Source organism: Waltera sp., assembly GCF_046969025.1.
In the GTDB taxonomy this organism is placed as follows: domain Bacteria; phylum Bacillota; class Clostridia; order Lachnospirales; family Lachnospiraceae; genus Acetatifactor; species Acetatifactor acetigignens.
The window spans coordinates 69044-95461 of record NZ_JBKVQF010000013.1; the positions used below are offsets into that span (position 1 = coordinate 69044).

General features: G+C 49.1%; 21 protein-coding genes and 1 riboswitch. Of the genes, 4 read left to right on the plus strand and 17 right to left on the minus strand.

Features of this window, described 5'->3' with window-relative positions; all coding sequences use genetic code 11:
* Window positions 1-6: 6 nt before the first annotated feature.
* From ACLTOH_RS08925 to cysK, 3 genes are all read right to left on the minus strand, one after another.
* Entirely contained in the window at window positions 7-669 is a 663-nt protein-coding gene (locus tag ACLTOH_RS08925; protein ID WP_117464845.1) for a methionine ABC transporter permease, read from the minus strand.
* The gene (locus ACLTOH_RS08930) at window positions 659-1669 is read right to left on the minus strand and encodes a methionine ABC transporter ATP-binding protein (protein ID WP_412223951.1); all 1011 of its coding nucleotides are present in this window, start codon (window positions 1667-1669) and stop codon (window positions 659-661) included. The genes ACLTOH_RS08925 and ACLTOH_RS08930 overlap by 11 nt, the downstream gene beginning before the upstream one ends.
* A 123-nt stretch (window positions 1670-1792) precedes the next feature.
* Window positions 1793-2731 carry a cysteine synthase A gene (cysK, locus tag ACLTOH_RS08935; protein WP_118551466.1) on the minus strand — a complete coding sequence of 313 codons (939 nt, stop codon included), beginning with the start codon at window positions 2729-2731 and terminating at the stop codon, window positions 1793-1795.
* A gap of 422 nt (window positions 2732-3153) precedes the next feature.
* Between cysK and aroA the strand changes: the two genes are divergently transcribed.
* Entirely contained in the window at window positions 3154-4494 is a 1341-nt protein-coding gene (gene aroA, locus ACLTOH_RS08940) for a 3-phosphoshikimate 1-carboxyvinyltransferase (protein ID WP_412223954.1), read from the plus strand.
* A gap of 106 nt (window positions 4495-4600) precedes the next feature.
* Here aroA and ACLTOH_RS08945 read toward each other — a convergent pair whose 3' ends face one another.
* From ACLTOH_RS08945 to ACLTOH_RS08960, 4 genes are all read right to left on the minus strand, one after another.
* Window positions 4601-5626, minus strand: a complete 1026-nt coding sequence (locus ACLTOH_RS08945; RefSeq protein WP_412223956.1) for a dipeptidase — start codon at window positions 5624-5626, stop codon at window positions 4601-4603.
* 113 nt (window positions 5627-5739) lie between these two features.
* The gene (locus ACLTOH_RS08950) at window positions 5740-7107 is read right to left on the minus strand and encodes a uracil-xanthine permease family protein (protein WP_337545074.1); all 1368 of its coding nucleotides are present in this window, start codon (window positions 7105-7107) and stop codon (window positions 5740-5742) included.
* Window positions 7108-7252: 145 nt separating this feature from the next.
* The gene (locus ACLTOH_RS08955) at window positions 7253-8278 is read right to left on the minus strand and encodes a GDSL-type esterase/lipase family protein (protein WP_337545072.1); all 1026 of its coding nucleotides are present in this window, start codon (window positions 8276-8278) and stop codon (window positions 7253-7255) included.
* A 17-nt stretch (window positions 8279-8295) separates the two neighbouring features.
* Window positions 8296-9642, minus strand: a complete 1347-nt coding sequence (locus tag ACLTOH_RS08960; RefSeq protein WP_255713384.1) for an MBOAT family O-acyltransferase — start codon at window positions 9640-9642, stop codon at window positions 8296-8298.
* Between the two features lie 194 nt (window positions 9643-9836).
* Between ACLTOH_RS08960 and ACLTOH_RS08965 the strand changes: the two genes are divergently transcribed.
* Complete coding sequence (locus ACLTOH_RS08965; RefSeq protein ID WP_227733803.1) at window positions 9837-10598, plus strand: DUF6062 family protein; 762 nt, start codon at window positions 9837-9839, stop codon at window positions 10596-10598.
* Window positions 10599-10637: 39 nt separating this feature from the next.
* Here the strand turns inward: ACLTOH_RS08965 and ACLTOH_RS08970 are convergent, their stop codons facing one another.
* Window positions 10638-11276, minus strand: a complete 639-nt coding sequence (locus tag ACLTOH_RS08970) for a TetR family transcriptional regulator (RefSeq protein ID WP_227733804.1) — start codon at window positions 11274-11276, stop codon at window positions 10638-10640.
* 113 nt (window positions 11277-11389) lie between these two features.
* Here ACLTOH_RS08970 and ACLTOH_RS08975 point away from each other — a divergent pair, with 113 nt between their 5' ends.
* Entirely contained in the window at window positions 11390-11803 is a 414-nt protein-coding gene (locus ACLTOH_RS08975) for a hypothetical protein (RefSeq protein ID WP_022312126.1), read from the plus strand.
* A gap of 19 nt (window positions 11804-11822) precedes the next feature.
* On the opposite strand, the gene ACLTOH_RS08980 is transcribed toward ACLTOH_RS08975, so the two are convergent.
* The 9 genes from ACLTOH_RS08980 to ACLTOH_RS09020 all read right to left on the minus strand — a co-directional run bounded on the left by ACLTOH_RS08980 (window position 11823) and on the right by ACLTOH_RS09020 (window position 25098).
* Complete coding sequence (locus ACLTOH_RS08980; protein WP_022312125.1) at window positions 11823-13229, minus strand: PLP-dependent aminotransferase family protein; 1407 nt, start codon at window positions 13227-13229, stop codon at window positions 11823-11825.
* Between the two features lie 9 nt (window positions 13230-13238).
* The gene (locus ACLTOH_RS08985) at window positions 13239-14084 is read right to left on the minus strand and encodes a DUF2225 domain-containing protein (protein WP_022312124.1); all 846 of its coding nucleotides are present in this window, start codon (window positions 14082-14084) and stop codon (window positions 13239-13241) included.
* A gap of 87 nt (window positions 14085-14171) precedes the next feature.
* Entirely contained in the window at window positions 14172-15866 is a 1695-nt protein-coding gene (locus tag ACLTOH_RS08990) for a glutamine--tRNA ligase/YqeY domain fusion protein (RefSeq protein ID WP_022312123.1), read from the minus strand.
* A 70-nt stretch (window positions 15867-15936) separates the two neighbouring features.
* A complete protein-coding gene (locus tag ACLTOH_RS08995; RefSeq protein WP_118668633.1) occupies window positions 15937-17484 on the minus strand; it encodes a DHH family phosphoesterase in 1548 nt (515 codons plus the stop codon).
* Window positions 17485-17612: 128 nt separating this feature from the next.
* Entirely contained in the window at window positions 17613-18791 is a 1179-nt protein-coding gene (locus tag ACLTOH_RS09000; RefSeq protein ID WP_119623447.1) for a phosphoribosylaminoimidazolecarboxamide formyltransferase, read from the minus strand.
* A gap of 78 nt (window positions 18792-18869) precedes the next feature.
* Entirely contained in the window at window positions 18870-19577 is a 708-nt protein-coding gene (locus ACLTOH_RS09005; protein ID WP_117467003.1) for an IMP cyclohydrolase, read from the minus strand.
* An 87-nt stretch (window positions 19578-19664) separates the two neighbouring features.
* A riboswitch (ZMP/ZTP riboswitch) is annotated at window positions 19665-19758 on the minus strand.
* 228 nt (window positions 19759-19986) lie between these two features.
* Window positions 19987-22578 (minus strand): EAL domain-containing protein, encoded by a 2592-nt coding sequence (locus tag ACLTOH_RS09010; protein WP_147353691.1) that lies wholly within the window; start codon window positions 22576-22578, stop codon window positions 19987-19989.
* Window positions 22579-22846: 268 nt separating this feature from the next.
* Window positions 22847-24304, minus strand: coding sequence for an IMP dehydrogenase (guaB, locus tag ACLTOH_RS09015; RefSeq protein WP_412223960.1), 1458 nt, complete (start codon window positions 24302-24304; stop codon window positions 22847-22849).
* 299 nt (window positions 24305-24603) lie between these two features.
* Complete coding sequence (locus tag ACLTOH_RS09020; RefSeq protein WP_022312117.1) at window positions 24604-25098, minus strand: hypothetical protein; 495 nt, start codon at window positions 25096-25098, stop codon at window positions 24604-24606.
* Window positions 25099-25463: 365 nt separating this feature from the next.
* Here ACLTOH_RS09020 and ACLTOH_RS09025 point away from each other — a divergent pair, with 365 nt between their 5' ends.
* Entirely contained in the window at window positions 25464-26225 is a 762-nt protein-coding gene (locus ACLTOH_RS09025; RefSeq protein WP_412223962.1) for a hypothetical protein, read from the plus strand.
* Window positions 26226-26418 lie beyond the last annotated feature (193 nt).

Here is a 26418-nt window from a genome sequence, read left to right on the forward strand (position 1 = left end):
TTTTCCCTAACGGGTTCTCTTATCCAATTTCTTGGAAATCGTCATTCCGATATATTGCAACAGCTGTACCAACAGTACCAACAATACTACTGTCACCAGCATAATATCGGTCTGGTAACGATAATAACCATATCGGATCGCAATATCACCGAGTCCGCCTCCACCTACGGCACCTGCCATAGCGGAGTAGCCTAAGATTGTTCCCAGTGCAATGGTCGCATTCACAAGCAATGAGGTTCTGGATTCTGCCAGCATAACCTTCCAGATGATCGTCCACAGGTTAGCTCCCATGCTCTGTGCTGCTTCAATCACTCCGTGATCTACCTCCAACAGAGAAGATTCCACCATTCTGGCAATGAACGGTGCCGCTGCCAGAGTCAGAGGAACGATGGTAGCCGTCGGACCGTAGCTCTTTCCTACAATGATACGGGTCAAAGGGATGATCATGATCAACAAAATCAAAAACGGAATGCTTCGCACAATGTTGACTATCACATCCAGAATCTTATAAATGATCTTGTTCGGACGCAGTCCCTTCGGTGCGGTAATCACCAGGGCAATTCCCATAGGAAGTCCGAGTACATACCCCATAAATGTGGAAACAAGGGTCATATACAAAGTAACAAAGGTGCCTTCCACCAGCATCATAATCGTTGCATTATCCCACATAGTCTTTCAGCTCCTCCACTTCCAGTTTTCTCTCCTGTAAATAATGGATCATCTTGTTCGCCGCCATTTCATCCTCCGGCAGCTGCAGGATCATCTGTCCATGGGCGATACCGCCGATGTCCTTGGTATCCGCTAACAGGATATTAACGGGAGCCTTGCACTCCAGCACCATATTGGCGATCACAGGCTCGAAAGAAGAATTCTCGGTGAAAACAATGCGGATGCAGCGTTTGCCGGACATTTCCCTTGCCTTGGGATCCACCATGAACACCAGCTTTCTTGCGGCTGCGGACTGGGGTCTGGAGAATACCTCCTCCACAGTACCGTGCTCTGCCAGTTCTCCGGCATCGATAATGGCTACATGGGAACAGATCTCCTGTACCACAGCCATCTCATGAGTGATGATCACGATGGTGATGCCGTACTGTTTGTTGATGTCCTGTAATAATTTCAGGATCTCCTTGGTCGTCGTGGGATCCAGCGCACTGGTCGCCTCATCACACAGCAGGATCTTCGGCGTATTGGCAAGAGCTCTTGCGATTGCCACACGCTGCTTCTGTCCACCGGAGAGCTGGGAAGGATAAGCGTCTGCCTTTTCCTTCAGTCCTACGATCTCGAGCAGTTCCATAGCGCGCTTTCTGGCTGCCTGCTTCTTCACACCCACGATCTCCATGGGGAAGCATACATTGTCCAGAACACTTCTCTGCATGAGCAGATTAAAATGCTGAAAGATCATCGCAATGCCTGTACGAACCTTACGAAGTTCTGCCTCAGTCAGTGTCGAAAGATCCTGATCTTCTACGACTACGGTTCCCGTGGTGGGCTTCTCCAGATAGTTCAGGCAGCGTACCAGGGTAGATTTTCCGGCACCACTCATACCGATGATGCCGTAGATGTCTCCCTTGTTGATATCCAGGCTGATACCCTTTAAGGCTTCTACCTGATTATCTTTACCAATAAAAGTTTTTGTTACATTCTTGATCTGAATGATCGGTTCCATAAGTTCCTCCATTCCAGGTTCGCGCTTTTAAGGGGAGAAAAGCGCAAATTCCTTGAATTCCTAGTACCATGCCATACATTCTAACACAAGAATGCAAGTCTGTCCAGTTCTGCAAATTTCGTCTTAAGCTTCTGCAAACATCGGGGTGGACAGGTATCTGTCACCGGAATCGGGAAGCAATGCTACGACTGTTTTGCCTGCATTTTCAGGGCGTTTTGCGATCTGTGCTGCTGCGTACAGAGCTGCGCCGGAGGTGATTCCTACCAGGATACCTTCCTTATGAGCGATGAGGCGGCCGGTGGTAAATGCCTGATCGGTAGTAACGGTAAAGATCTCATCATAAATGCCGGTATTCAGAACGGAAGGAACGAATCCTGCGCCGATACCCTGCAGCTTATGCGGTCCGGGCTGTCCGCCAGAAAGTACGGGAGAATCTGCAGGCTCTACTGCTACGATCTTCACATTGGGATTCTTGGATTTTAAATAAGTACCAATGCCGGTCACGGTTCCGCCGGTACCTACACCTGCTACGAAGATATCAACCTTTCCATCAGTGTCTTCCCAGATCTCGGGACCGGTGGTAGCTGCATGTGCGGCGGGGTTCGCGGGGTTATCGAACTGTCCGAGGATCACAGCTCCAGGGATGGACTTCTCTAACTCCTCTGCCTTGGCGATGGCACCCTTCATGCCCTTGGCGCCTTCGGTCAGTACCAGCTCTGCACCGTATGCCTTCAGGAGGTTCCGACGCTCCACACTCATGGTCTCGGGAAGGGTAAGAATGGTTCTGTAACCCTTGGCTGCAGCCACACTTGCCAGGCCGATACCGGTGTTGCCGGAGGTGGGTTCGATGATGGTGGAACCTTCTTTTAAAATACCTTTTTTCTCAGCATCTTCGATCATTGCCAGTGCGATTCTGTCCTTAACGCTTCCTGCGGGATTGAAGTACTCCAGCTTTGCCAACAGTTCTACGCCTTCGATATTCTGATCCTTCGAGTAGTTTGTCACCTTTAAAAGGGGTGTATGTCCGATCAGCTGGGTTGCGGATGTGTAAATCTTACTCATAATAGAATCCTCCTTAAACCTGAAAATTGTGTTTGTTTTTATTTCCTACTTATCTGATATGGATTTTATGAATTTATACTATACTATTCCGCTAGGAATGTCAACTATTATTTTTTAAACTTTTTGAGAGTTGTGCAGGGGAACGGAAAATGGTATGATTTAGGTAATTAATCCGTAGCCCCAACAGCAAGTAAGAAACGCGGCACGCTCGTACTTTAGTACGATGCGCTCATGTCGCAGAACGTAGCGGTACATAAGCGTGAAAAGTACTCACGCAATGCGTCCCTTGGGACGCTATGGTACCGACGTCTGCTTACGGCCTGCTTATTCTTACTTGCTGTCGTGACTACTGGGTTATTATCATATTTTAGGGAAATATTGTAATATAAAATATATTAAATCAGAAGGAGCCACTCAACTACATGGCAGATAAAACTTACCGCGTTCCTACTATATATAATAAAATAAGAAAAACAACCACACCGCTGACGGTCCGGGTGCCCGGGTCTAAGAGTATCACGAACCGCAGTCTCCTTCTGGCGATGCTGGCGGAGGGAAAGTCCACGCTGTGTGGAGTGTTGTTCTCGGATGATTCGAGACATTTTCTTAAGTGTGTGCAGGATCTGGGATTTGAGACGACGGTGGATGAGGAGAGTTGTATCGTCACAGTAGAAGGACTGGGAGGAAAGCTTCCCTGTGAAGAGGCTGTGTTAAATGTGGGAAGTGCGGGAACGGCTGCGCGTTTTCTGACGGCTACGTTAGGTGTCTCGGAAGGTGTTTTTCACATGGATTCTTCAGAGCAGATGAAGAGGCGCCCCATGGATCCGCTTCTGTCCTCTCTGGCAGAATTGGGGTGTGAGGTCCGCTGCGAAGGAGAAGATGGGCATTTTCCTTTTACGCTTACCGCTCATGGGTTCGGACAGGATCATATCTCCATCGATATCGGGCACAGCAGTCAGTTTCTGAGTGCGCTGCTGATTGCTTCGACTTTGTCTTCGGAAGATTTTATGATTCAGGTAGAGGGTACCCATGGGATGGCGTATATCGAAATGACACAGAAGATGATGGAGCAGTTCGGTGTCTGCGTGGAGCGTCCCGCCCCGGATCAGTTCCGTATTCCCGCCGGTCAGCATTATAAAGCATTAGATTATCAGATTGAGCCGGATGTCTCTGCCGCCTGTTATTTCTATGCGATGGTACCGCTACTTGGGATCCCGGTCTGTGTAGAGCATGTGCATTTTGAAAGTCTGCAGGGAGATGTGGAATTCCTGCGTATCTTAGAGAAAATGGGATGTACTGCACGGGATACGGAAAAAGGCGTCCTCCTGCTGCCTCCTGCCGGTTTGCCGGACGCCGGATCACAAGCTCCCGCTTTCCACGGTATCACGACGGACATGTCCTCCTGTTCCGATCAGACGATCACACTGGCAGCCATCGCACCGTTTGCCGACAGCCCCACCTGTATCACAGGCATCGGGCACATCCGTTTCCAGGAGAGTGACCGCATCCATGCCATCTGTACAGAACTGACCCGTATGGGCATCCGCTGCGAAGAGACGCAGGACAGCATCACCATCTATCCGGGGACGCCAAAGCCCTGTACCGTAGCCACCTACGACGACCACCGCATGGCTATGGGGTTTGCCCTCACCGGTCTGCGCACGGAGGGCATCGTGATCGACGATCCCGGATGCTGCCGCAAAACTTTCGAGAACTATTTTGAAGTACTGGATCAGGTGATTGCGAAGATAATCGAAATGTAGGAATAGAATCATCCGTACTCGCATAAACTATAAGTGGTTACGCTGTGTTGCTTGCGAGGTACACAGCCAGGGGAGCCCATGCGTGGGCTCCTTTTTCACGTACAATTCACAAAGCATCCCGATATACCCGTATCACATTTCCCCAGAAAATCCCATCCAGCTGGTTTTCCGTAAAGCCGGCTGTTTTTAGTCTGTCCCACAATACCGGCAATGCCTCCGCACCGGGAAGAGCCGGATTTGTGGGGATGCCGTCGAAGTCACTGCCCAGACCCAGTATTTCCATACCGCCGACATCAGTGATATGTCTTGCCTGCCGTATCATTGCTTCCCACAGCACCTCTGGATCTTTGCTTCCGCCATCCACCAGAAATTTATCATAATAGTTCAGTCCCATACAGCCGCCCCGCTCCGCCAGTCTGCGGACCCGGTCATCCGTCAGATTCCGGAGGGACGGACATACAGCCCTTGCGTTGGAATGGCTTGCCACGAAGGGCTTCTTCGTACATTCCCATACATCGTCAAAGCCGGCATCCGACAGATGGGAGACGTCCGGGATCATTCCGAGACGCTCCATCTCTGTGACAAAATCGCGGCCGGTTTCCGTCAGACCACACGCCGCATCCCTGCCATCGGATCCACGTATCCCAGTCTCACCTTTCTCCGTCAGTCTCCCATCTACGTCGCCCCTGTTCTGCCCCAGACACCGATGCGTGGCTGGCCACCCCAGTTCATTCCGATAATTCCAGGTTAACGTCAGCATCCGCACCCCCATGTCATACAGTTCCCGTAGCCTCTCCAGACTTCCGCCGCAGACCGCCCCTTCTTCCACCGTCAAAAGTGCCGACAGTTTCCCACAGGCTTCATTTTTCAAAATGTCTTCATAGCACAGTACCGGGACAATCCGGTTCTTGTTTTTCTCCAGCTCCGTCCGGTAGACCTCATACAGAGCACACACCCGCTCCCAGGGTGTCGGTGTGCACTTTCCGATATCCACAAACAGGGCGAAATTCTGCAACAGATATCCGCTCTCCTGCATCCGCTTAAGATCCAGATGGCCGCTGTTTTTCCAAAGTTCCCCGCCCCGGTCCGCCAGTTCGGATATGGTGTCGCAATGCATATCTATGATCTTCATGTTTTCTCCTGATCCCCTATGAAAAAGAGAGCATCCACAGCTCTATGTTCCTGCCATGAATACTCCCTCTTACTTTCTTTGTTCAATTTATGCTGTTGTCAGCAAAAAATACCTTAGTTCTCTTCACCCTTGACTGCGAAGCATACGCCGGTATCGTCGGGCTTATCCTCATCAAACTTGTAGTCCTTGCCGGGCAGGATAGCGTTCAGGATAATGCCGGCCAGCGCGCCGACTGCCAGTCCGGACAGGCTGATGGTGATCTCACCGATGTGGAATGCGATAGCACCTGCTGCACTATAGTTGATACCGATGGACAGTACCAGAATCAGAGCGGCGATGATAACGTTACGACTCTTGGTGAAATCTACCTGAGTCTCAACGATATTACGAACACCGACTGCGGAGATCATACCATACAGTACCAGGGATACACCACCGCTGGTAGCGGTAGGCATACAACCGATCAATGCTGCTACCTTCGGGGAGAAGGAGAACAGTACAGCAAAGCCTGCTGCAATACGGATAACTCTGGGATCAAATACCTTGGTCAGAGACAGTACACCGGTGTTCTCACCGTAAGTGGTATTCGCAGGAGCACCGAACAGGGACGCGATAATGGTAGCCAGACCATCACCTAACAGAGTGCGGTGTAGTCCGGGATCCTTGATATAGTTCACACCGACGGTGGAAGAAATAGCGGAGATATCTCCGATATGCTCTACCATGGTAGCCAGTGCGATAGGCATGATGGTGATCACGGAAGTGATCAGCAGGGAAGTGTTGCCGTCGGACAGTGCCCAGAAGGCGGTCTCATTCCAGTGAATGGGAAGTCCGATCCATGCAGCTTCCGCTACCGGTGTGAAATCCACACGACCAAGGATGGCTGCCACCACATAAGAACCGATAACACCAATGATAATAGGAACGATCTTCACCATTCCCTTACCCCAGATATTGCAGATCACTACCAATGCGATAGCAACCACTGCGATCAGCCAGTCTGCGGAACAGTTGTCGATAGCGGACTGGGACAGGGTCAGACCGATGGCAATGATGATGGGGCCGGTTACGATGGGCGGGAAGAAACGCATTACCTTGCCGGTACCGAAGATCTTGATTAACAGGGATAATACCAGATACAGCAGACCTGAGCAGGCCACGCCGAAGCAGGCATAAGGAAGCAGTGCGGAATTGTCCGCTCCGTCTGCCATAGGGGCAATCGCGGCATAACCGCCTAAGAATGCAAAGGAAGAACCCAGGAATGCGGGTACCTTTCTCTTGGTCAGCAGATGGAACAGTAAAGTTCCCAGACCTGCAAATAACAGTGTTGTGGAAACATCCAGACCTGTCAGCATGGGTACCAGAATAGTGGCACCAAACATTGCGAACATGTGCTGAAGTCCCAGCAGAAGCATCTTGGGCACGCCCAAGGATCTGGCATCGTAAATGCCGTTTTCGCCGAGTGTAGTCTTCTCGCTCATTTTTTTCCTCCTGTGTCATAGACATGTGAACATGTAACTATTTTTCGTCGCATAAATTCGGGCAGATAGTCCTCTATCTGCCCACACCTATGTGACCCTATTAGTTACATGATAGCTTTTCATCATTCCACAGTCAAGAAAAAAATTATTCCACCGCATGCTCTTTCAGGAAATCCAGCCAGATAGGAATATACTGTGCCTTCAGATGCACACCGTCATAAGTATAGGAAGCCACCATTCCACCGGTCTCGTCACAGATCAGCGGATTTACATCCAGGAAAAATATCTTCCGGTCATCCGCCAGCTTTGCGATTTCTGCATTTCTGGCTTCGATTCCTTCGTTGGTGATATAGTCCCCCTGTTCGGAGCGTTCCATTGTTACTTTCATAATGGCCTGCAGATAGATCACCGCATCCGGCTGCAATTCCTGCAAATGCTGTACCGCTTCCCCGTAAGCCTTCATAAAAGATTCCACTGTGCCGGTACCCATTTCGTTGATACCGATCATCAGATAGATCTTGGCAAACTGCTTCTCCGACAAGGCTTCCTCCACCGTGATCTTTTTCTTCTGTCCAGGCACCGATACAATGGCACTGTCGAACATCTTGTAGACTGTCAGTCCGGTGGAAGCATAAAACGTGGATGTCTCCTCCAGTCCGCCGTACTCATACATGCCTACCGTCCGGGAATCCCCGATAAATACCGCATCATCAAAATAACTGTCATCCACCGTGTGATAGACCACTTCCTGCGGTATCTCTTCCACAGGAACCGTCGCGGCGGGATCCTGCGTCTCTGTTCCGGTGGTCTCCGGCATTGCGGCCTCTTCTCCCGTAGCGGGACTCTGCACCGTACCCATCGTCTGATCCGTCTGGTTCCCGTCACTCACTGTATCTCCGGTCTTTACGTTTTCCCCCGGCACATTGCCGGATACGGATCCCGTTGCATCACTCTGTTCCCCGGATATTCCCGGCCATTTTCCTTCCACCAGCTGCTCCGCCAGAAGCACTCCTTTCGTATAGGTCTCCTGCAGCGGTTCCGTATATACCTGCCAGTTATCCGTCCAGGTAAAGAATACAATTCCCGCCAGCAAAAGACATCCCAAAAAGGAGTATTTATGCAATTTTTCCTTCATTTTCGACCAAATATTTTTATTTTCTGCATGATTCATTGCATAATGACCTTTTCCTAAAAGCTAAAATACATAAAAGGATTATTTCCTTCTAATAAAAGTCTCCAGATGCAATACCAGAAGAGCCCCGACAGAAGCACCTTCACCGGCAGCTTATCCTGCCACTTATGGTACAGCTTCTCAATGACCGGTGTGCAGGCCAGTCCGGAGACCAGAAGCAGTCCTCCATAGGTACTGAGTGCCTTCCAGGCATCCTCGTAACCGCCGCTGAAGCCCGGTACCAGCCACAGCATCTTATCCAGATAGACCTGTAACTGTGACAGGTCCGTGATAGCAAAGCACATCCAGCTCATTGGGATGACCAGCCACAGATAAATGTGCGGCAATACCTTCATTTTATGTACAAATTTTAATCTGCCCAACTGCCGTTCCAGTACGATGCAGATCCAGAGCAGTCCGCCCCAGCAGAAGAAGTTCCAGCCGGCACCATGCCAGAAAGCGGTCAGCATCCATACCACCAGGAGGTTAAAAATCGTGCGAAGCTCTCCCTGTCTGCTGCCGCCTAACGGAATATACACATATCGGCAGAACCACTGTCCCAACGTCATATGCCATCTGCGGTAAAAATCCCGGACACTTCTGGCCATATAGGGTCTGCGGAAGTTGGCCGGCAGTTCGATCCCCATCATCCGGCCCAGTCCCATGGCCATCAGGGAATAGCCCCAGAAATCAAAATAGATCTCCATGGAATAGGCGATGGCTGCCAGCCATGCTAACGGTGTCGAGATGCTTTCAAATCCGGTCACCTGCACCTCGTGCCACAAGATTCCCACCCGGTCTGCCAGTAGCACCTTGGCCGCCAGTCCCAGAATAAACAGCTTCATACCGTCTTCCAGCCCCCGCACCGTGAAAGTGCGCTCCGTCAGGCTGTCCGAGATATCGCCATATCTTGTGATCGGTCCGGAGATCAGTTTCGGGAACATGATCACATAAGTAGCAAACTTCAAAAAAGAATACTCCCTGCTCACCTCTCCCCGGTACACATCGATCTGATAAGACAATATCTGGAAGGTGTAAAAGCTGATCCCCAGCGGCAGCCCCGCAGAGCCTCCCCAGTCCTTGAACCAGAGCAGTACCGCCAGATTCGCGCCAAGTGTCAGGATCAGCAGAAGCTTTTTCCGCCACAACGTCTTAGGACTGCGTTTTGCCAGATGAAGACCCAGAAAATAATTGCACAATATAGATATCATTAAAAGGGGAAGATACCTGACGTCTCCCCTGGCATAAAAAACAATGCTTCCCACGAGCAGTGTCAGGTTCCTGTATTTGCGAGGTGTGATCCCGTAGACGATCAGAAAGATCGGCAGGAACCACAGCAGAAATTCAATACTGCTGAATATCAAAAAAATCACATCTTTCTATTTCTGTTTATCTGTCTTACTATCATAGTAGCTTGAAACCGTTTCTATTACAACAAAACAATTCTTAATTTTAAATGACAGAATTTTACAACTGCTTAATCTTTTTGCAATTTTTCACCGCATCGTTTACAATAGTTTTAACACCACAGGGCTGCGCCCGAGAAAGGATATTTTCCATGAAAGAACAGTTATATACCATCCCTTTAAACGATGCCGTAAATGCACAGGACGAATGCCCTTTCTGCTTTATCCACCGCAGTATTGAACAGGATCTTCTGGATTTCGTGTTAGGCTCCGGTTCCTCTTATATGGAAGCGGACATCCGCGAACAAACCGACAAAGCAGGCTTCTGCCGGTATCATTTTCAGAAAATGTTCGACTACGGCAATACTCTGGGCAATGCCTGGATCTTAAAGACCCACTACCAGCGCATGATCCGGGAAATGCAGCAGGAATTTGCCTCCTTCCGCCCCGGCAAAAGCTCTCTCCTGGGTAAATTCAAAAAAGCCGAAGGCAATGAAAATACCATCGGCATGTGGGTTCGTGCAAAAGAGGATTCCTGCTATATCTGTTCCCAGTATAAAGATACCTACGCCAGATATCTGGACACCTTTTTCTACCTGTGGAAAAATGATGAAAACTTCCGCAATAAAGTCATAAACGGCAAAGGCTTCTGCCTGCCCCACTTCGGCGATCTCTGCGAAGCCGCTGACCGCAAACTTTCCGATAAGGAAAAACAGGACTTTTACGATCAGTTGCTGCCGGTCATGGAATCCAACATGCAGCGCATTTCCGAAGACGTCTCCTGGCTGGTGGAAAAATTCGACTATCGCAACAAAGACGCCGACTGGAAGAGCTCCAGGGATGCCATCCAGCGCGGTATGCAGAAATTAAAAGGCGGATATCCCGCAGATCCCGCCTATAAGATGTCTAAATAGTCGCAAAATTTTATTCAAAAATACGATGCAATTATGATGCTATTTTTCCGTAATTTCTTCGTCAGAGGGCTGTCCGGACCGTTCCGCCAGTCTTCTGCTTAATTGCAGATACTCCAGAATTTCCTCATACAGCATCTCCGGCTGAAAGGCATCTTCCAGGATTCTCTCGTTCATCAATCCCTTAATGGTCAGTTCCATCATCTTACGAAGTTTCATCACGTCTTCCGCAGCCGCATATTTTCCCAGATCCGCTCTGGCATAAATATTCTCATAAGCCTCTTCCATCTGCTGTTTTCGCTCTTCTACCGCCACCAGTGCCTCATTGACATTCTCTGCCTGTGCCCGGTTCAGGAACGGCTGCAGATAAGGATAGCCACACATGGCATGCATTTTCCCGGTCTCCACCTGCTGCATCAGAGTGAACAGATCCGTCTCCTTCGCATCTACCGCTGTGGACAATTCCAGCAACAGATACCGCACACTGTAGTCATAGACAAAAGCATAGACTCCCAGCTTGTTCTCAAAATAATGAAATAATAATCCCTTACTGATGGCTGCCTCCCGCACGATATCATCCGTACTGGCATGACGGTAACCGTTCAGGGCAAATACCTTCAGAGCTGCATTGATCATCCGGTCCTGTTTTTCTTTTTTTAAATCAAAAAATTTCTCATTCATATCGCAACATATCCCTTTTCATTTTCATCAATAAGGTTTATTATGTAACTGTATGGGCATATGCATGAAATTCAGACCAGTTACATACACTACAACATGGAAGGAGCAACCCTATGGCTAAAAAATTTGGCAAATTTCTGCTGTTTACCGCAGCAGTAGGTACCGCAGCCGCAGCTGCTTACTACTATATGCAACAGAAAGATTCTCAGCTGAAGGAATCTTCCGATGCAGATGATGATTATGATGATTTCCACGAGGATCTGGACAAGAGTACCGAGTTCTCCCGCAATTATGTTCCTCTGAATACACCCGTGCAGACCTCTGCCCCGAAGGAAGAGACAGGCACAGAGTCCACACCGGCTTCCGAAGAGGCGGCACCCGCTTCCGCAGAGGCATCTGATTTCACACCGCTCACCGATCAGGCTACCGGATTGTCCGGCGAAGAGGGCGAGACCGTCGAAGACGTGGAAGAGTTCTTCGATGAAGAAGATGCCGAGGACGAAGAGCCTCCCGTAAATGAAGAATAATCGTTCTATTTCGAAGGTCTCAGAGCCATGCTTTTTGCAAGCGTCTGAGACCTTCCTGCATTTCCGCCTCATCAATACTTCCAAAGCCCAACAGCACGGTAGCTTTCCGCATTGTGGCTTCCACCATATTCTCTGACATCCCATAGGCTTTCACTTTCTCCGCCGCTGCTCTCTCCAACAGTTCCTGTTCCGTGACATTCCCTTTCGCTGTCAACAGAAGATGCAGTCCCGCATCCTCCCCGGAGATCACAAACTGCTTCTTAAACGGTTCCAGCCCGGCCAGCAGCAGGTCATGTTTGGCCCGGTAGCGCATCCGCATTTTATTCAGATGCCGCTCGAAATACCCGTCCCGGATAAATTCATTCAGGATCCGCTGATCGATTCTGGACACCGTGCAGGAATAAAAAGAGCAATCCCTGCGGTAGATATCCAGCAGATCCCCCGGCAATACCATATAGCTGACACGGATTGCCGGTGCAATAGCCTTGGAAAATGTACCGATGTAGATCACTTTTCCCTTTTCATCGGAAGATTGCAGGGAAGGAATAGGCTTGCCCCGATACCGGAATTCACTGTCGTAATCGTCCTCGATCAGATAACGATCCGGCTCCCTTTCTGCCCAGCGAAGCAGTTCTGCTCTCCTGCCGATGGTCATGACCGCACCGGTGGGATACTGGTGGGAAGGCATCACATAGGCCACTCTGACAGGCAGTCCCGAAAGTCTGTCCGCCCGCATTCCCTTATCATCCATGTCTACCGTGTGAATGCGATAGGCAAAAGATTCAAAGATGCGGTATGCCCGCTTGTACGTGGGATTCTCCATGGCAATGCCCACATGTCTGCCCAATATTTTCTCCAATAGCAACAGCAGATAATCGTTTCCTGCTCCTACAATGATCTGTTCCGGGCGGCAGTTCACCCCCCGGGAAGAATGCAGATACCGGCTGATGGTCAGCCGCAGATCATAATCTCCCTGAGGTTCTCCCTGCGCAAACAGGTCACTGTTGTTGTCATTCAGAATATTCTTCGTGATCCGCTTCCATACGCCCACAGGGAAACCGTTCATATCAATACCATAAGGAGAAAAATCAATGCATCCCTCTTCCGGAACAGATTCTTCTCCTGAAGTGTCCGGCTCCGGTTCGTTCTCTTCCCGCGGTTCCATGGCAAATATCCCTTCCAGACGGCAGACAAAATAGCCCTTATAAGGTCGTGCCTCGATATATCCCTCGCTTAACAGCTGGTCGTAGGCATAGTCCACAGTGCTTCTCGCCACCTGCAGATATTCTGCCAGAGAACGCGTGGAGGGAAGCCTCTCTCCTGCCAGAAGCTTCCCTTCCCTGATTTCCTGTCGTATATGCTCATATATCTGCTGGTACAGACATTTGTCACTGTCTGTACGCAGCCGGATCGTCATATCATACATACGGTTATCCTACTTTTTCTGGTTCTTCAGTTCTTCCAGAATCTGGTCTTTTAACTCTCTTGCCTTGTCCTTAGTCCGGGCATTGGCGGAAGGGGACGTCAGGATCGTGGCTACCATACGGCTGGCCACATCATATTTCTGGAATCTGGCAGCAAGTACCGCAATCAGAAATTCTACCGTGATCTCATCCATACCGCACATGGGGAATCCTTCGGTCTGCAGGGCCTCCGTAAAACCAGTGTAAGCGTTCTTCAGATAAGTCTCCTCCATGGTCTTCACTTCCCGGAGTCTGGCCATATCCGTATCCCCGGACTCTTCCAGATGCTCCTGATAACCACGCATCAGCCATCCGCTCTTCAGACAGATATAAGCCTTTTCACTGGCATGGGCCCGTTTTACCACAGCGTTGGCCAGGCAGAGCTTATAGCGCTCAATGGCTTCTTCATAGCTGTAAATATCGTCATCGTAGGTATGCAGCTGCACTTTACTGCTGATATTTTCCTTGATCAGCTTTATATAAACCTTATTCAGGCTGTTGAAATACCGGTTCAGTGCTGCATAGCCGCAATGCGGACACAGAATAACATCATATTTCACCGCATCAATGCCTTCGTATTTTGCACGAAGATCCTGATCGGTACTTAAAAGTCTTGCCTTTCCAGTCTTCATGATCTTCGCCGGGAAATCTTCTCCGCAGACAGGACAGGTAAATGTCTTGTCAAAGATCAGATCCTTTTCTTCTATTTTTTGGGCCTCGGCTGCTGCCTTCTCTTCTTTTTTATCCTGTCCGTAAATGTTCATGTTCTCCAGGTCATCCAGACCCAGACCGGCCAGTCCAAACAATTTGTCCGACATATGTCTCTCCTTTTCTTTTGTACTGTCCATTCCCGGTGACAATACGAATACAACTTTCCCAATTCCCCTTATCGGTTGTCCTACTGCTTACTTAGGCAGTACATAAGAACTCTTCAGAGATACGATACGGTTAAATACCAGTTCTCCCGGCTTGGTATCCTTGTAGTCCACGCAGAAGAAGCCCTGTCTTACGAACTGGAAGCGGTCATACGCCTGTGCCTGTGCAAATGCAGGCTCCAGACGGCACTCTGTCAGTGTGGTCAAAGAATTGGGGTTCAGATTCAGACTTCCGTCTTCATTGTATACACCCTTCTCTTCATCGATGATATTCTCATACAGGCGCACCTGTGCTTTTACAGACTGCTCTGCATTTACCCAGTGGATCGTTCCCTTTACTTTACGTCCATCGGGGCTGTTGCCTCCGCGGCTCTCCGGATCATAGGTACAATGTACTTCCACGACTTTTCCGTTCTCGTCCTTGACACAGCCGGTGCATTTTACGAAATAAGCACTCATCAGGCGCACTTCGTTGCCGGGGAACATACGGAAATATTTCTTGGGAGGCTCTTCCATGAAGTCCTCTCTCTCAATATACAGTTCTTTGCCGAAGGGAACCTCGCGGCTGCCCAGAGCTTCGTTTTCCGGATTGTTGACTACAGGCAGCATCTCCGTCTGTCCTTCGGGATAGTTATCAATTACCAGTTTCACAGGATCCAGAATAGCCATCATACGGGGTGCCTTTGCCTTCAGATCCTCACGGATACAATACTCCAGCATTGCATAATCTGCGGAAGACTGTGCCTTGGAGATACCGCACAATTCTACGAACTTCTTGATGGATTCCGGTGTGAATCCTCTTCTGCGCAGTGCTGCGATGGATACCAGTCTGGGATCATCCCAGCCGTCCACGATGCCCTGTTCTACCAGCTTCTTGATATAACGCTTACCGGTCACCACATTGGTCAGGTACAGCTTTGCGAATTCGATCTGCTTGGGAGGATGAGGATATTCCAGTTCTCTTACCACCCAGTCATATAAGGGTCTGTGATCCTCAAATTCCAGCGTACAGATGGAATGGGTCACGCCTTCAATAGCATCCTCGATGGGATGCGCGAAATCGTACATAGGGTAAATGCACCATTTGTCACCGGTATTCTGGTGAGACATATGTGCCACACGATAGATGACGGGATCTCTCATGTTGATGTTGGGAGAGGCCATATCGATGCGGGCACGCAGTACCTTAGTGCCGTCCTCGTATTTGCCGGCCTTCATATCCTCGAACAGTGTCAGATTCTCTTCTACGCTTCTGGTGCTGCCGGGATCTTCCTTGCCGGGCTCGGTCAGGCTTCCTCTGTATTCACGGATCTGCTCCGCACTTAAGTCAGAGACATATGCCTTGCCTTTTTTGATCAGCTTTACGGCTGCTTCATACATTTGGTCAAAATAGTTGGATGCGAAAAAGAGTCTGTCCTCCCAGTCTGCTCCCAGCCACTTTACATCAGCCTTGATAGACTCTACGAACTCTGCCTTCTCCTTGGTGGGGTTGGTATCGTCAAAACGCAGATTGAATTTGCCGTTGTATTTCTGGGACAGGCCGTAGTTCAGCAGAATACTCTTGGCATGTCCGATATGAAGATATCCGTTGGGTTCCGGAGGGAAACGGGTGTGTACAGTATCGTATACGCCCTCCGCCAGATCTTTCTCAATGATCTGCTCTATAAAATTCTTCGATTCCTTTACTTCTGCGGAATCTACGATTTCCTTTTCGATCTCGCTCATGGTAATGTCCTTGCCTTTCGTTTACTTAATACTGTTTTCGTATCCTTTATCTTACCACACAAGAAAACTTTTATAAACCCTTCTCTTCAAAATAATTCAGCAAATTCTGCTCCGTCTCGATGAAGATATTGTGCAGATCATCCTCACTGGCCGCCAGATAATCTCCGGCCCTTCCGGTCATATAGCCGTCCTCGTCCCATACCGGGAACACTTTTACCCCCTGTGTCACCCGGATGGCATAGATGCGGAACTCATCCTTCGGCATGCACATGCGCACATATTCCGTGATCAGATGATTTCTGCCGTCCGTACCGTCCTTGACCCTGGGAACGTATGTCATATTCCTGCAGTAGTCCTCGGACACCGGAGCGTCGGACAGTTCCAGGATCCTGTGGAACCGCTCTCCCGCCACCCTGTGAAGTTCACCGTTTCTCTCCAGCGTGTAGCAGATATTCTGTCTGGTATCGATGTCCATGGTGCCGTTCTGGGTGCGGACGGACACCACCCTGCCAAGCTCCGCCAGATCAGAGGCCCTCACACAGGCCAGAGGGATTTTCTTTCTCTGATATCTTGTGCCCTCACTTACCGGGAATGCCCGGTCTTTGGCGTAGAGGATCCGGAACGTATCGAAATACTGCGTCATGCGGTTATTGAAATACGCTTCGGAATGCAGTGTTGGATATTTTTCCTCATATAATTTCATACTGATGTAGCCGCCGGCCTTCTCGTAATGTCCGCCGCCGGAACCGATGCCCTCCGAAAGATAATCCGACAGTTCGCTGGCATTGACCTCCCGGATACAGCTTCTGACGGAAAATTTGTATCCGCCGCTGTCCTCATTATAGACCACGCAGGTATTGACGCCCGCCACCTGCAGGAGGAAGTCGCTGATCAGGCCAAGTACATTGGGATCACAGGGCTGGGAATGGATCACGGCGAACTGGTAATCGTCGTTATAATTGCAGCGCAGCATTGCCACACCGGCAATTTCCAGCTCTCTCAGGGAAATATTGGAATTACGGAACAAGGATATCTGGTTCTTATCAAAATTCAGACTCTCACGCATATCCATGTCCACCGGGTTCGACAGTTCGGAGAACTGGTTGGTATCCATATACAGGCCGTAATACAGCGCAGTTCCCAGATCTCTGTTTTTTTCCACGGGATAATGCATTTCCTGCAGCATTGTCCACACCAGGGTTGCACAGCTTCCCATATTGGGCTGCAGACGCATCCGCTCGGTACAGATGACTTCCAGTGGATGATGGTCGATGACAGCGATCTCCTCCGCCGGCAGCTCCGTCACATTACCCGCGCCATACTGACAATCCACAGTGATCAGCAGTCCGTCTACTGTATCTTCCATCTGAGGCTGGTACTCCAGCGGAATGTGCAGTTTCTCCACCATCAGCATCAGGTTGGCCTTTCTGACTTTATTCCGTCCGGAATACAGCAGCCTGGTATCCTTTCCCTTGTCCCGGAAAAAACAGTACAGCCCATAGCCGGAGGCTATGGCATCCGCATCCGGATTGTCGTGGCACTGGATCGTCACATGGTCATAGCCCAATAATTCATCCAGCATCATTTCTCTGCTCTTTGCATCCCCTCGTCTGTCCATAACTACGCTTTCCTCTTCTTCCTCATAAAAATTCCATAACTATTCAGAACCACATTCGCAAAAACGCCTTTTATGGCTCTGAATAGTTACAGGCAGGTCCTGTTACAGTCCTGCCCGCAAAATCTGTCTTAGTGGTGGAACAGACGGATGCCTGTAAATGCCATCACCATATCGTATTTATCGCAGCATGCGATCACATCTGCATCACGCACGGATCCACCGGGCTGTGCGATGTATTTTACACCACTCTTATGTGCTCTCTCGATGTTATCGGAGAAGGGGAAGAATGCATCGCTTCCCAGAGTCACATCCTGCATTTTGTCAAGCCATGCTCTCTTTTCTTCTCTGGTAAATACAGGGGGCTTTACCTTGAAGATACCTTCCCAGGTACCGTCCGCCAGCACGTCCATGTACTCATCGCCCATGTAGACATCAATGGCATTGTCACGGTTGGCTCTGCCCAGGCTGTCTACAAACTGCAGGCCCAGTACCTGAGGAGACTGGCGTAAGAACCAGTTGTCTGCCTTGCTGCCTGCCAGTCTGGTGCAGTGGATACGAGACTGCTGTCCTGCACCGATACCGATAGCCTGACCATCCTTGACATAACATACGGAATTGGACTGGGTATATTTTAAGGTGATCAGAGCGATCTTCATATCGATCAGGGCACTCTCCGGGATCTCCTTGTTCACAGTCACGATATTGGACAGCAGATTGCCGTTGATATCCAGTTCGTTACGCCCCTGCTCGAAGGTGATGCCGTATACCTGCTTGCGCTCGATAGGAGCAGGCTGATAGGAAGGATCGATCTGGATGATGTTGTAGGCGCCTTTTTTCTTCTGCTTCAGCAGTTCCAGTGCTTCATCGGTGTAGCCGGGAGCGATGACACCGTCGGATACCTCTCTCTTGATCAGGCGGGCGGTATCGGTATCGCAGATATCAGACAATGCAATGAAGTCACCGAAGGAGGACATTCTGTCTGCACCACGTGCTCTCGCATAAGCACATGCCAGGGGAGAAAGCTCTCCCAGATCATCCACCCAGTAGATCTTCGCCAGAGTATCACTCAGAGGAAGTCCTACCGCAGCACCGGCCGGAGACACATGTTTGAAAGAAGTGGCTGCGGGAAGTCCTGTAGCTTCCTTCAGCTCTTTTACCAGCTGCCAGCCGTTGAAAGCATCCAGGAAATTGATATATCCGGGCTTGCCGTTCAGCACGGTCACCGGCAGATCACTGCCGTCTTCCATGAAGATTCTGGAAGGCTTCTGGTTCGGGTTACATCCGTATTTTAACTGAATCTCGTTCATCTTATTTTTCTCCTATTCTATTCTACGATATTAACTATTCAGAACCTGCATTCGCAAAACGCGTCTTCACAACCTACTTTACATATTCTTATTCACGATCTTTGTCTCATATTTACCGGTCTCGATATCAATGAAACGTACAAACAGAGAGACCTTGTTATCCTCATTCAGGCTGTTCCACAGCATATCGGTAAAAGCATCCATATCATCGGGGATCTCTACCAGTTTCGGCTCGCCCTGGAAGCTGGGCAGCGGATTGCCGTCGTGCATATAAGTGTGAATGAAACGTCCCTCTCCGGGAAGAGGATTCTCATAAGCATAAGTGAAACGCAGACAGGAATCAGGATTGCCGTTGTCACTCTTCAGAATGGACATAGCGTAATTGTACTTGCCGTTCTCGATGTGCATGATACCGGAAATTCTCGGTGTATAGTTGGGGCCGTCCGGCTCGAATTCTCTGCTGCGCAGGGACTGCTCAAAGGTCAGCTGTTTGTCCATTCCCTCGTAGATAGTATCTGTCTGGTCACCGTTGGTCACGATGGTCTTGTTACCAAGGACACGTACGGGTGCGTAGATGATCAGACTGGGATCTTCCAGTTTGGAAGGATCGAAAGCCTGGGTACGGATTCCCTCTCCTTCTGTCACGAACACACGATTGCGGCTGTTGGCGCTTCTTCCCATGATGAAATAAGCGGTCACGGCATATTTACCGTTAGCAGAACGTCCGATCACGATACCTCTGCCTGGATAAGCATTGCTTTTCAATTCCTGTTCCAGTTGTAACATAGTTTTTCCTCCGTTTACTATATATCGCGTAACTATTCGCTTCACCAGCTCTGAATAGTTACAAAAAACCGCCTAAGCACCAGAAATAGACGGTGCCCAGGCGGTCGGCTTTCACTATTCTACACTCCCTGTGGGTATCTCCACTGCAGCAAGCTGCGCTCCGCCAGTCGTGTAGCTGTTTTAATAGTAGCATGGTTCCCCGATACTTGACAAGAGGGATTTTGATAATTTTGTTGCTTCCGTAACAGTTCTGCCCCAAAACATTCATAAAAGCGTCTGCTGCGCAGCCGTCGCTGCTTTGCAGCTCATCTTTTATTCATGTTTTGGGCGCTCCGCTCATAGAATAGCAAAAGCGATGCTCCGTGTGCAAGCACCCGATCATCGCTTTTACTATTCTATGGCTGAACTGTTACTTCACATATTTTGCCTCAAATGCATGCCTCTCCAAAGGACGGTCAAAATAATAGCCCTGAATGTATTTGACCTTCATACCCTGCAATACTCTGAACTGCTCCGGGGTCTCGATACCTTCCACGCAGACGCTGACGCCGATGGTCTCCGCCAGCTCCGCCACCATTTTGATAAAGGACTGGGAGTAGGCATCCTCCGCCAGATCTTTGACAAAGCTCTGATCCACCTTAATGACATCAATGGGAATCTCCCGGATATGATTCAGGGAGGAGTAGCCGGTACCGAAATCATCCAGCGCCAGCGAAACACCCAGAGATTTGATCCGGTTCAGGATCTCCTTCATGCGCTCCATATCGTTGATGGCGAGGCTCTCTGTCACTTCCAGGGTCAGATTCTTCGGGGACAGACCGGTGTCCGCAAGCGCCTTTTCCACCGTCTCCACGATGTCCGGCTGTAGGAGCTGTACTACGGAAAGATTTACGTTCACTTTATAATTCGGATAACCGGATTCGTTCCAGCGTTTGCAGCGGGTGCAGGCCTCGGTCAGCACATAATTGCCGATGGGATTGATCAGTCCCAGATACTCTGCCAACGGGATGAATTCCGCCGGGGAGATAAATCCCAGCTTTGCACTGTTCCAGCGGATCAGTGCCTCAGCTCCGGCGCAGACATCCCTGCCGCCCTGAATATCAATGATGGGCTGATAATAGACCTCGAACTCCCGGTAGCCCTCCACCGTGGCATCACGCATGTTCTTTTCCATATCCAGGCGGCGTCCCGATACGGAATCAATGCCCTCGCAGTAGGTTGCCACCCGGTTCTTACCGGTCTTTTTTGCTTCGTACATGGCAATATCCGCTTTTTTGATCAGATCAGCCACGGAATCCCCGGCATCCGGGAAAGTGACGATACCCATACTCATAGTACAGTAATAATCCGCGTCCTTCAAAAACCAGGGCTTGCTGAAGATCTTTTTAATATCTTCCACAATATTTTCAAACCGGGAATAGCTGTCGGGCGGGATCACGATGACAAATTCATCGCCGCCCATGCGGTAACAGGTATTCTCGATGCCGTTGATCCGTTTTAATGCATGGGAAATGGATTTTAACAGCACATCTCCGTACTGGTGCCCCAGTCCGTCGTTGATATGCTTGAAATCATCCAGATCCAGATACAGCAGAGCACCTTCGCCGCCGGTCTTCTTCGCCTGATCGATCTGTCTTGCCAGATCCCTCTCACAGCACATACGATTATACAGTCCCGTCAGGAAATCCGTATAGGCCTGCTGCTCGATGCGGCGCTGGTACAGTTTTTTATCTGTAATGTCATACAGAGAGTACAGATTGGCCTTTTTACCGTCCACCCAGGCAATCTCCTTGCACAGCAGATCGTACCAGGTCTCCTTCTCCGCATGGTAGACTACACTGACTGACTTGGTTTTTTCCTTGCGGACACTGCTCTGTAACAAAGCATCAAAATTGTGATCCAGCAGTTCCTTGGCAAAGGTATTTTTCAGGATCTGGTTGGCAAACAGCATCCGTCCTGTGGTCTGGTCTGTCACATAAATGGCACAGCCCACGTTGTCCAGAATCTCCTCCAATGCTGCGTAGGAACCAGCCAGGGAATTCTTCTGGATCCTTCTGGTGAGGATGCTCTGCAGGATCTTCACTGCATCCGCTGTGAACTTGATCTCCGCCATGCTCCACACATGCCCCTGGGTTCTATGATTCAGAGACAGCACCATATTTCCGCTCTCCTGCTTCAGGATCGGGAAGATCATCACGGCCTTCATGCCGATCTCCTCGATTTCCTTCGAGCCGGCATTGCCCAGGCTGTCCGTGGATACCACCAGTGGTTTCTCAGCATAAAGGAAGGAATATACTTCCACTCCGTTTATCTTGTCAAAATAAGAAATCTGTCCCGGGGCACGCCATTCACAGACCACGTTCATGGTATCTGTGTCGGAATGCAGTTGAAAAATATCCGCAGTATCTACACGGATATGCTCTGACAGGATCTTCAGCCACTTATTCATGGCAAGTTCAATCTGTTCATCACTGTCTAAGAGCTGGACGATCTCCGTGGTCGCCTCAATAGTATGGAGATTCCGACTCATCTCTTCCTCAGCGGAACGGCTCCTTCTGCTCTCTGCCTCCGCGCTGAAGCAGGACATACGATCTCTGTAAATATCTACGCTGGTATCCCGCAGCAGATCCAATATCTGATAAAAGGAAATGGTGTCGATCTTCTTCAGATCATACACCTGCCAGTACAGGATCGTGTTGTTCTCCACACTGACAGCCACTGCTGCCACATGTCCGCCGTCCGGCAGTTCTTCCACCACCTGTTCCTCCAGTGAACCGGCCTGCACTCTGTCCAGTGCCTGTGCTGCTTTCCTGCGATATTCCGTACTGATCGGATCTTCCCCATCCGGTCTCTTCCATGTCTTGTCCACATACGGCTCCGTCAACACCTGATTCTCATTGTCCAGGCAGACAGCTGCCACGCCTGTCACCTTGCAGAATTCATTCTGCAAATGCTGCAGACGTCTGGGATCGATCAATTCTCGAAATGAAATTTCAGCCACTTTTTTGCTCCCCTGCTTCTCTTTTAAATATTCGGGGAATACGCCCTTCCTCGGCACCCGAACAAATATATTTTACCATGTGACGGGAAATTCATACAAGATATTATTTTACATTTTTTGCCATATTCGTTATATTGCTTGAAAAATTGCAAAGTTTTTGTCAATTATTGCAAATATTTTGAGATTCAAATGATTTCTTTTTCCAAAAAGAGGCGGTTGCAAGTCAGACTTACAATCGCCTCTTTCATTATAGCCTTATTTTCACAACTTATTTATCATCCACGCTGTAGTTCGGAGCTTCCTTGGTGATATGGATATCATGAGGATGGCTCTCCTTCAGGGATGCTGCAGAGATCTTCACGAATCTGCCGGTCTCCTTCAGAGTCTCGATATCCTGTGCACCACAGTAACCCATACCGGAGCGGAGACCGCCCAGCAGCTGGAATACGGTATCTTCCACGCTGCCCTTGTAAGCCACACGGCCTTCAACACCTTCGGGAACCAGTTTCTTCGCATTCTCCTGGAAGTAACGATCCTTACTGCCGTTCTCCATGGCTGCGATGGAACCCATGCCACGGTATACCTTGTATTTTCTACCCTGGAACAGCTCGTATTCTCCCGGGCTCTCCTCACATCCTGCGAACATGGAACCCATCATACATACGTTACCACCGGCTGCAATAGCCTTGGTGATATCTCCGGAATACTTAATACCACCATCAGCAATGATGGGAATACCATATTCCTTTGCCACGCTGTAGCAATCCATGATAGCGGATACCTGAGGAACACCGATACCTGCAACGACACGGGTGGTACAGATGGAACCGGGGCCGATACCTACCTTAACCGCATCTGCGCCGGCCTCGATCAGGGCACGGGTAGCATCACCGGTAGCCACGTTACCTGCGATTACCTGCAGATCGGGATATTTTTCCTTGATCATCTTCAGGCAGTTCAATACGTTCTGGGAATGACCATGTGCGGAATCCAGTACAATAACATCAACCTTGGCTGCTACCAGAGCTGCCACACGATCCAGTACGTTGGCGGTGATACCTACACCGGCGCCGCAGAGCAGTCTGCCCTGGGAATCCTTGGCTGCCAGAGGATATTTGATGGTCTTCTCAATATCTTTGATGGTGATCAGACCCTTTAAGTTGAAGTCCTTATCTACGATAGGCAGCTTCTCTTTTCTTGCCTTGGCCAGGATCTTCTTTGCCTCTTCCAGAGTGATACCTTCGGGAGCGGTGATCAGGCCTTCGCTGGTCATGGACTCTTTGATCTTCTTGGTGAAGTCGGTCTCGAACTTCAGATCACGGTTGGTGATGATGCCGACTAATTTTCTGCCCTCGGTGATAGGCACGCCGGAGATACGAAACTTAGCCATCAGAGCATCTGCATCTGCCAGAGTATGTTCAGGAGACAGAGAAAACGGATCGGTGATGACACCATTCTCGGAACGCTTTACCTTATCTACCTCTTCTGCCTGTGCCTCGATAGACATATTCTTGTGAATGATACCGATACCACCCTGTCTAGCCATGGCAATCGCCATACGATGTTCGGTAACAGTATCCATTCCTGCGCTCATCATAGGAATGTTCAGCCTGATCTTCTTTGTCAGCCATGTGGTCAAATCCGCCTGATTAGGGACTACCTGAGAGTAAGACGGTACGAGCAGTACGTCATCAAAGGTAATGCCTTCACCAATAATCTGTCCCATTTTCTTTCCTCCTGTGTTCATTTGATAAGATTTGTGAATGATATCTTGTTGTGTTATAAGTTGTGATTATATTACATATTCGTTGTACTTATAACATTTCCATGAGTTTAGCAGAGTTTCGTAGGACTGTCAACCGGATATCTTATATTTTTTATCATTTAGCAATCATATTACCGCGTTTATTTCTGTTTCTGCAATAAAGAAGGTCCGGCGTATCATGTACACCAGACCTATATTTTTGACTCGCCAGGCATTCAACTGCTTTGATGCTGTTCCCTGCACCGGACTGTTGCGAAATATTATTCGCTGAACACTTTGCGGGGTGCCATGTTTTTGAGCACCTTGACCAGCTCCTCATTAGGGCTTAAGAGGATCTTCTCGCCACCTTCATAGTACATAGCATAACGCCCGTCCGGCTGCAATACCTCGCCGATACTATAATCCTTTTCCTTCACCTGACGGTTTTTGAAGTTATCCAGATGATAGGAGTAAACCGGTGCAAATACCTCCATGCGGTCAAGGCTGTAAGTACCGACACGCTTTCTCTTGCTCTTAGCCATGATCTTGTCCACGGACAGTTCCTTGTCCAGATAGAGGTATTCATATTCCAGATCGGTATACATATTCAGGAAATAAGCTCCCACCCCCGCTGCCAGTGCCACCGGCAGGAAAATGATAAACACGAACATTACCAGACAGCTCAGTACTGTCAGTGCGATCAATAATACCTTTAAAATTTTTGCCCAGGTGGGCTGTTTTGCTTTTACCAGACATTCTACGTAAGAATCACTCATTTTTTGTTTCCTTTTCTCTTCGTTTATTTTATGCAGAGCCTATTCCCTCTTAAGGAAAGCCTTCTCTTCTGGGCCGGTTCTGAAATTGCCCGCGCCGTTCTTCCGTTTCTTTGGGAAATCTCTGTTTACGACTGTCCGGATTCTGTTTTCTCCTGACAATCGTTTTCTATTATGATATATCATCTTCACAAAACTTGCAAGGCATGCCCGGATTTTCCCGGCGATTTAATTGTTTTTTTAGATTCCCCTCACACTTCGTTCATTGACTTTCAGATAGCGAACCTTTATCATTAGTATATTATGAAGAAATTTACCCGGAATGTGGCGTTCTGCCATATTTCGGCAGCAGAAAGGCGGATCTCCCCATGGCAGTAATGGATGAATTCAAAGAAGAACGAGAGGCATTGAAAAACGGTACGCCAAGGCAGAAACTGGCGTATTTCTGGTATTATTACAAGTGGCATGTGATCATTGCCCTGGTGGTGATCATTATGATCATCAGTTTTGTAAAACAGCTTACAGACCGGAAGGATCCCTCTTTTTATGCCGTGATGCTGAATGCCAGCCTCTTAGATCAGATGACCTCGGAACAGCCGGATTTTGTTACGGATTTTGCAGAAAAAGAGGGCATTGATCTGAACACCAGTGATATCACTTTTGATACTTCCATCCGTATCGTGGAGGGCAGCATGGATGAGACTTCTATCACTTCTTCCCAGAAGCTGATGGTGTATGTGGCAGCCAATGAACTGGACTGTATGATCACAGATTTCACTTCTTTCCAGAAATATGCCAACAGCAGCATGTTTCATGATCTGCGGGATATTCTCACTGATGAGCAGATACAGGCACTGGAACCTTATTTCTATTATGTAGACAGAGAAGTGGTACTGGCCATCGAAGCAGCCAACGATGATATGAATACCGATTATACCCCAGACTATCCCGATCCCCTCCACCCGGAGGACATGCAGGATCCCGTACCGGTAGGCATCTGCCTCACAGACTGCAAGGATCTGACTGATACTTATTACTTCCGTGGTGACGGCATCGTCATGGGCATCTATGCCAATGCGGAACATGTGAAGACCGCGGTGGATCTGGCGGAGTATCTGTTGAATAAATAGAAAGTTAGCCTAGCTACGAGCCATGCAAAAATAGAACGGAATACCTCGGTGGGAGCTTGCTCACACAAGAGGTTATTTCGTTCTATTTTTATACTGTGCGTCCAACGGACACACTCGACAGCCGTCTATGAAATAAGATTGACAGCGTTCCTTGCTGACAATCTTATGAATAGGCATGGTTCGTAGCGGAGGG